The 7933-nt window shown below is 68.9% G+C and carries 5 protein-coding genes; 3 read left to right on the top strand and 2 right to left on the bottom strand.

All coding sequences use genetic code 11. The features are described 5' to 3' along the window. Positions 1–342 precede the first annotated feature (342 nt). Together F3T56_RS44225 and F3T56_RS44230 are read right to left on the bottom strand one after the other, a co-directional pair. Positions 343–2238 carry an anthranilate synthase family protein gene (locus F3T56_RS44225; protein WP_149831114.1) on the bottom strand — a complete coding sequence of 632 codons (1896 nt, stop codon included), beginning with the start codon at positions 2236–2238 and terminating at the stop codon, positions 343–345. Then, entirely contained in the window at positions 2235–2858 is a 624-nt protein-coding gene (locus tag F3T56_RS44230; RefSeq protein WP_149831115.1) for an isochorismatase family protein, read from the bottom strand. The genes F3T56_RS44225 and F3T56_RS44230 overlap by 4 nt, the downstream gene beginning before the upstream one ends. An 865-nt stretch (positions 2859–3723) precedes the next feature. On the opposite strand from F3T56_RS44230, the gene F3T56_RS44235 reads away from it, so the two are divergent. The 3 genes from F3T56_RS44235 to F3T56_RS44245 form a co-directional block, all read left to right on the top strand. Continuing rightward, the gene (locus F3T56_RS44235) at positions 3724–5706 is read left to right on the top strand and encodes an FAD/NAD(P)-binding protein (RefSeq protein ID WP_149831116.1); all 1983 of its coding nucleotides are present in this window, start codon (positions 3724–3726) and stop codon (positions 5704–5706) included. Continuing rightward, the gene (locus F3T56_RS44240; protein ID WP_246204771.1) at positions 5703–7127 is read left to right on the top strand and encodes a nitrosuccinate lyase; all 1425 of its coding nucleotides are present in this window, start codon (positions 5703–5705) and stop codon (positions 7125–7127) included. The genes F3T56_RS44235 and F3T56_RS44240 overlap by 4 nt, the downstream gene beginning before the upstream one ends. Further along, positions 7124–7933, top strand: an 810-nt coding sequence (locus F3T56_RS44245; RefSeq protein WP_246204772.1) for an MFS transporter, incomplete at its 3' end; no start/stop codon positions are given. The genes F3T56_RS44240 and F3T56_RS44245, both read left to right, overlap by 4 nt.

A 7933-nucleotide genomic window follows, 5' to 3' on the forward strand; every position in this document is an offset into this window, starting at 1 on the left:
GCTCCCGCGAGGTTCTTCGCGTCGTGCTGAGTGCGGCACCGGAGGACGCCGGGGCAGGCCGGGGACATGCAGCGGGTGCGGGTCCCACCGGACGGCGGCAGCCGCTGCGCCACCTCCGCGGGTCCCCACCGGCAAGGCGCTTCACCGCGCGTGGCTCATTTCATGGGATGTCGCGACGCCGCCGTCGCGCGCCGTGGGCGAACACGTCGTGGGCAAGCGCGGAAGCCATGGACGTGACGACGCTGGCTGCGGCGGCCGACGTGCGGTGCCCCATGAAGACGAGAACCGTCGTGACAGGGCCCCGCGCCGTCGAGGCGTCACGGGTCGTCCATTCACCCCACATCACACCGCGGGCCTGGAGCATGAGGCGAGCACGTCCGCGATCAGGCTCCCCGTGATGCGTATCCCGTCCTGGGTGAGCACGGACTCGGCGTGGAACTGGATCGAGGCGAAGTGCGGCCCGCGCAGGGCGTGCACCTCCCCCGTCGCGGGGTCGCGGCTGATCTCCACCATGCCCACGTCCCCACACTCCACCTTGTCGCTGGGGCTGACGGCGGCGAAGGTGTTGTAGAAGCCGACGCGTTCGCGGGTGCCGAAGAGGTCGATCTCGCGTTGCACGCCCTGATTGGGAATGTCCCTGCGACGGAGATCGAAGCCGCACTCCAGGCTGAGCACTTGATGGCTGAGGCAGACAGCCAGAAACGGGTGCCGGGTGGCCAGGAGGGTACGTATCGCCGAGTGCAAGTGGGCGATCTTGGGATGGCCGATCTCCCGAGGGTCCCCGGGACCGGGTCCCATGATGACGAGGTCGTATCCGTCGTCGAAGGAATACGGCTCGTCGAACCGCCGGACCGTCACGGAGAACCCCATGGACCGCAGTTGATGGTCCAGCATCGAGGTGAACGTGTCCTCGGCATCGACGACCAGTACCCGCCGGCCGGACAGCAGAGGTTGGGGCCGCACGGGCTCTCCGTCCCCAGCGAGCCAGAACCCGGCGATCGTCGTGTTGCGCTGTTCGAGAGCGGCGCGTACGTCGGGGTGGTCACCGAACGGCGCGGAACTGTTCGAGGTGAGCGCCTTGAGAAGACCGGCTGCCTTGGCCCGCGTCTCGGCGGCTTCGGCATGCGGTTCGGAATGACGCACCAGGGTGGCGCCGACACCGATGCGAACCCGGCCCCCGGCGTCGATGTCGGCGCTGCGGATGAGGATGGAGGAATCCAGTGAGCGGCCACCGTGCTGATCGCGGCCGATGAGAGCCAGGACTCCGCTGTAGTAACCACGGCCTTCGGGCTCACGGGTGCTGATGACCCGGCAGGCGCTCTCCAGCGGAGAACCGGTCACGGTGGGCGCGAACATCGACTCGTGCAGGATATCCCGGGGATCGCGTGTCGTGCGACCCTCGATGAAGTACTCCGTGTGCGCGAGACGTCCCATCTCCTTGAGGAACGGGCCGATCACCCGGCCGCCCGACGCACAGATCCGGGCCATCATCTTCAGCTCTTCGTCGACCACCATGTACAGCTCGTCGGCTTCCTTGGGGTCGGCCAGGAAGTCCATCACGCCGTCGAGGGTCGGGCCGGTCGGCGGATACCGGTAGGTGCCGCTGATGGGATTCATCACGGCCACCCCACCACGGACGCTGATGTGCCGTTCGGGGGAGGCGCCGACGAACGTACGGGTACCGGTGTGGACGATGAAGGTCCAGTACGCCCCGGATTCCTGCTCCATCAGACGACGGAAGAAGGTCAGAGCGGTAGCCGGGGTGTATCCGCGGATCTCGGTGGTGAAAGTGCGTTTGATGACGAAGTTGGCACCCTCACCCCGGCCGATCTCCTCGGCGATGATCTCGCGTACGCAGTCGGCGTACGCCTCGTCGTTCGTGTCGAAGTCACCCCCCGACAAGTCGATCGGGACGTCGGGGATGCGGGCCAGAACCTCGGAAACCGGCATCACAGTCTGGCCGGTGACGGTCATGGCGATCAGGGGTGAGCCGTCATCGACGCATGCGAAACCGCGTTCCGCGATCTGCCGGTAGGGGATGATCGCCAGTACGTCCTGACAACTCTCCGGGCCCGGAGCGGAGTCCTCCCGCATCGGGATGTCCGCCAGCGTGGCCAGTGTGGAGACCTCCCCCACGAGTACGTCGATTCTGCCGGGACCGGTGACCTCGGGCCGGTGCAGCAGCGCGAACGCCGGGGGCTGGTTGCTCAGGACCAGGTCCAGCAGTTCCTCCGTCATGTGAGAACCTCCTCGGCGGTGGTGACCACCGCGCAGCGTTCGGCGGCGTACTTCATGGCCATCCAGTGGTAGTCGCGGGAGAAATCCGCAGTCGCGTCGGCTACCAGGAAGGGCTGGATGTCGTTGGTGAAAGCGTCGACGGCGCTCATCAGCACACCGATGTGCGCGTACACCCCGCAGATCACGAGCTGGTCCCGGCCGCAGTCACGCATGCGCTGCAGCAGGTCGGAGCGGAAGAACGCGCTGTACCTCCACTTGGTGAACATCCAGTCGCCCGGGGCCGGGCTGAGCGGCTGGACCAACTGCTGTTCCTCGGGCACGGTGCGCATGCCCGGCCCCCAGAAGTCCCGGAGCAGGCCGCGTTCTTCCTGCGTCATGTCACCGGGCTGAGCGGTGTAGGCGACCGGAACACCGAGCCCGGCGCATGTGTCACGCACTCGGGCGGCGTTGCGGACCAGCAGATCGCGGACCACCCGGGGGAGGGGCTGAAGGAAATAGCTCTGCATGTCGTGGACGAGCAGCACCGCGCGGTCGGGGTCGAGCTTCCACCCCGCGGTATTCGCAGGCAAGTTGTCCGCCGTGGGCAGTGCGTAGGGTTCGATGGGGGGGATACCTGGCATGTCCTGAGGCCTCCTGGGTGGATTCGGTGAGTGGCACATCCGAGGGCGGGGTCACCGCCGAACGGGCAGGCAGGGGGGATGTTGCTGCGTGGACGGAGAGAACCTGCTGGCTAGGTGCACCGGTGGGCGTCAGTGCCCCAGCCGACGGCTACAGAGAGTCGGCAGGGGCGTACCTCCGCGAGCGGGGAGAAGCCGTCGCGTCTGGCCCCGTGCAACCGGTCTGCTACACGTTGCGCCCCAAATCGTCGGGGGGAGAGCAAGAGCGGGCCAAGTGCGACGGCGGCACTTCGTCAGGTGGGCCGTTTCGCCGCTGCCCGGGGCACGGTAGGACGCGGCGGACCCTGGCGCGGCGAAGAGCACTTGTGTTGCCCTCGCACGGGGGCGTCGGTCGCGCTGCCGCCGACAGCGGATACGGGTGGGTTGTCGTGATACGCGGGGTGGTGGTCATCCGGCCCTCGGCCAAGGGCGTTCACAGGGGCGTCGGCGACGTCCTTGGGCGTTCGTGCGCCTGCAGGTCTCACCGGCGGACAGCCTTCCGTGGCGGGCACGATCGCATCGTACGGCCGCCGGCACCCCCGGTCGGCCCGCAGCCGTCGCCGATCCCGTCCGGACGCAAAGGTGCGGGCCGGTGCCCGTCGCCGCACGCAGGACCCCGGTCTGACCGCCGGCGACCGGCACGGTCCTGCGGACCTGACGGACCCGACAGCGTTTCGTTGACCCGTCCATGCCGCCCCCGCAGGCTGTGCGCCATGAAGGCAACGATCCGTGGCTCGTACGGTTCGGGGGGCCGTGCCGAACAGACCGCCGTGGTCAAGCCCCAGTGGCCGGAACCGGCCTGTTCACCAGTAGTGGGAGAGATGTGCTGATGCATAACAAACACATGCAGATCTGCGTCGTCGGTGGTGGGCCGCGTGGGCTCTCCGTGGTGGAGCGCATCTGCGCCTATGAGCGTCGATCGCCGTCTCGGACCGCCGTCACCGTTCACGTCGTCGACCCGTCCGCGCCCGGCTCGGGAACCGTTTGGCGCGCGGAGCAGTCCCGGCATCTGCTGATGAACACCGTTGCCTCCCAGATCACCGTCTACACCGACCGCTCGGTCCGGATCGACGGCCCGATCGAGCCTGGTCCCAGCCTGTACGAATGGGCCGCGGACATATCCGCCGGGCGTGATCTGGGTGCTTACGACGCGGCCACGCTCGCCGAAGCCGAGCGGATCGGCCCGGACACCTACCCCACGCGCACCTTCTACGGTCGCTACCTCCAGGATTGCTTCCAGGCGATCGTGGCAGCTGCCCCCGAGCACGTCTCGATCGAGGTACACCGCTCCCGGGCCGTCGCCATCGCCGACACCCACGGCGTTCCCGGCGGTCCGCAGGGCATCAGGCTGGAGGACGGCACACGGCTCAACCACCTTGGGGCCGTCATCCTGGCCCAGGGTCACGTCCCCGCACGCCTGACGCCCCGGGAGGCGCGGACGGCGAGCCTGGCCCGTATCCATTACCTGACCTACATCACGCCGATCAACCCGGCCGATCTCGACCTGAGTTCCATACAGCCCGGCCAGACCGTGCTGCTGCGCGGTCTCGGCCTCAACTTCTTCGACTACATGGCGCTGTTCACCGCTGCCCGAGGGGGCTCCTTCACACGCGGTGCGGGCGGCAAACTGGTCTACAAGCCGTCAGGTCAAGAGCCCCGCATGTACGCCTTCTCCCGCCGGGGCGTCCCCTACCACGCCCGAGGCGAGAACGAGAAGGGCGCGTACGGGCGCTACCACCCCAGGCTGCTCACCCCGGAGTGCATCGCCGAGCTGCGCGAGCGTTCTGTGGACGGCGACCGGGTGCACTTCGGCGTCGACCTGTGGCCGCGGATCTCCCGTGAGGTGGAATCCGTCTATTACGGCACGCTGCTCACCTCACTGGGCCGCGCCGACGCACGTGAATCCTTCACCGAACGGTTTCTGGCAGTGCCCCTCGACGCCGACCCCGCCCCTCTGCTCGACGAGTACGGCATCGGGCCCGAGGACCGGTGGGACTGGGAGAAGCTCTCCCGGCCCTACGGGAGCCGTGAGTTTACCGACCGCGACAGCTTCCGCAGCTGGCTGCTGGAGTACTTGGCCAAGGACGTGGCGGCAGCCCGGCAGGGGAACGTCAGCGGCCCGCTGAAGGCGGCCCTGGACGTCCTGCGCGATTTACGCAACGAGATCCGGGGCGCCGTCGACCACGGCGGTCTGGAGGGCAACTCGCACAGGGACGACCTGGAGGGGTGGTACACGCGGCTCAACGCGTTTCTGTCCATCGGCCCTCCGGTCTCCCGCGTCGAGGAGATGATCGCGCTGATCGAGGCAGGGATCCTGGACGTCATAGGTCCCGGCGCCGAAGTGAGGGTCGACCCCAGGGTCCCGGCGTTCATCGCCGCCTCCGGCGTCGTACCCGGCCCGACGGTCCTGGCAACGGCACTGATCGAGGCCCGACTTCCCGACAGCGACCTGCGCCGCACCGCCGACCCCTTGCTGCGCCACATGCTGGAGACCGACCAGGCGCGGCCCTACAGCATCGACGGCTCATGCGGGACCGTTTACCAGACCGGAGGGCTCGCCGTCACCGAGCGCCCCTACCGGCTGCTGGACGCCCACGGCAACGCCCACCCACGGCGGTTCGCCTACGGAGTTCCCACCGAAGGCGTGCACTGGGTGACCGCCGCCGGAATCCGCCCCGGCGTCGACTCCGTCACCCTCTCCGACTCCGACGCGATCGCCCGCGCCGTCCTTGGCCTGCCGGCCATGGCCCGCGTCCCGCTCGCGGCCCACGCCGTGCAGGCCGATACAGGTCTCAAGGGCGTGATCGTGTGAGCACCAGCACCAGTTCCGGGGCGCTGGTCGATGCCGGTCTTCTGTCGCCCGTACGGGCCGGAACCCTGGCCGAAGCCGCCGTCTGCGACCAGGCGTGGCTGCAGGCCATGCTCGACGCCGAGGCGGCCCTGGCCAGGGCACAGGCCCGGCTCGGTACCGTGCCCAAGTCCGCGGCGGACGCCATCACCCGCGCCGCGCACGCCGATCGCCTGGACCTGCGGTCCCTGGCGATCGCCTCCCGTGAGACCGCCAATCCCGTCGTCGGCCTCGTCCAAGCGCTGAGCTCGGTGGTCGCTGCCGACGACCCGGCCGCCGCCGAGTACGTCCACCGAGGCTCGACCAGCCAGGATGTCCTCGACACCGGCGTCATGCTGGTCGCCGCGCGCACCCTGAAGATCATCCGAAGGGACCTGACCCGCACGGCGGACGCGCTGAGTGCGCTTGCGGCCGCCCACCGTGACACCGTCATGGTCGGCCGCACCCTGACTCTGCAAGCCGTGCCCACCACCTTCGGGCTCAAAGCGGCGGGCTGGCACCGGCTCGTGCAGGAGGCCGTGGAACGCTTGGACAGGGTGGCGTACGGTGGCCTGCCGGTCGCGCTCGGGGGCGCCGCGGGCACACTGGCCGGCTACTTGGAGTACGCCCGCATTGACGGTGGGACCGCCGATGGCGACGGCCCATTCGACCCCGGCGACTACCTGGACCGTCTGGTGGAGGCGTTCACCGCCGAGACCGGACTGGCTGTCCCCGTCCTGCCCTGGCACGCGCTGCGTACCCCGATGGCCGACCTGGCCGCGGCCCTGGCGTTCACCGCCGGCGCTCTCGGCAAGATCGCGCTGGATGTGCTGTCCCTGGCCCGCACCGAGGTCGCCGAGGTCGCCGAACCGGGTGGCGCCGCCGGACGCGGTGCCTCCTCCGCCATGCCGCACAAACGCAACCCGGTTCTCGCGACGCTGATACGCAGCGCCGCCCTCCAAGTGCCGGTGGTCTCGGCCGGGCTGACCCAGTGCCTGCTCTCCGAGGACGAGCGCTCGGCAGGTGCCTGGCACGCCGAGTGGCTGCTGCTGCGCGAATGCCTGCGGCTCACAGGCGGAGCAGCTCACACGGCTGTCGAACTCGCGCAGGGACTCCGGGTACGGCCCGAGCGCATGCTGACCAACCTCACGCTCACCGGCAGTCAGATCGTCTCCGAGCGGATCGCCGCCGTGCTGGCTCCCAGGTTCGGCAGGGCCGCCGCGAAGCAGCTGGTCAGCACGGCGGCGGCCACGGCGGCGGACACCGGTGCCGCACTGGCCGATGTGTTGGCGGCGACCCCGGGCCTGGCGGGTGTGTTCGACGCCGATGACCTGGCCGCTTTGTGCGACCCCACTCGGTACACCGGGGCGGCGGGCGAACTGGTGGACAGGGAGCTCGCATCTTGATCCGTGCAGCTCGATATCATCGCGGCCTCTCGTCCCGCTGGATCAGGGACTGGAACCCGGAGGACGAGGTCGCCTGGGAGAACGGCGCCAAGCGGACAGCCCATCGCAATCTGGTGCTGTCCGTCCTCTCCGAGCACATCGGGTTCTCGGTGTGGAGCATGTGGTCGGTCCTGGTGCTCTTCATGTCCCCGGAGATCGGGCTGGGATTCGACGCCGAAGAGAAGTTCCTGCTGGTCATGACTCCGACCCTGGTCGGCGCCGTGCTACGGCTTCCGTACAGCCGTGCGGTGTCCCGTTTCGGCGGCCGCGACTGGACCGTGTTCGCCTCCGCGATCCTGCTGGTGCCGACCGTGTCGGCGCTGTACTTCGTACAACGGCCCGGCACGCCGCTGTGGGTGTTCCTGCTGATCGCCGCCACGGCCGGCGTGGGCGGCGGAAACTTCGCCTCGTCGATGACGAACATCACCGCCTTCTTCCCGCAGCGCCACCAGGGCTGGGCGCTGGGACTGAACGCGGGCGGCGGCAATCTGGGCGTGGCGGTGATCCAGCTCATCGGACTGCTCGTCATCTCCACGGTGGGCCCCGCGCATCCCGCCTATGTCGTGGCCGTCTACCTTCCGCTGATCGTTCTGGCCACCCTGCTGGCCGCTCACAAAATGGACAACGTCGACTCCGTACGAGCCAGGCCCGGTGTCCAGCGCAAAGCAGCCGTATGTCTCGACACCTGGTGGATCTCGCTCCTCTACATCGGCACCTTCGGCTCCTTCATCGGCTACAGCTTCGCCTTCGGCCTGGTCCTCCAGACC

Origin of the sequence: Streptomyces tailanensis (genome assembly GCF_008386495.1) — a bacterium.
GTDB lineage: Bacteria > Actinomycetota > Actinomycetes > Streptomycetales > Streptomycetaceae > Streptomyces > Streptomyces tailanensis.

What these genes read in the sequence shown, in the direction of transcription:
- F3T56_RS44235 (WP_149831116.1), top strand. Translation starts at nt 3,724, where the DNA reads ATGCATAACAAACACATGCAGATCTGCGTCGTCGGTGGTGGGCCGCGT.
- F3T56_RS44230 (WP_149831115.1), bottom strand. Translation starts at nt 2,858, where the DNA reads ATGCCAGGTATCCCCCCCATCGAACCCTACGCACTGCCCACGGCGGAC.
- F3T56_RS44225 (WP_149831114.1), bottom strand. Translation starts at nt 2,238, where the DNA reads ATGACGGAGGAACTGCTGGACCTGGTCCTGAGCAACCAGCCCCCGGCG.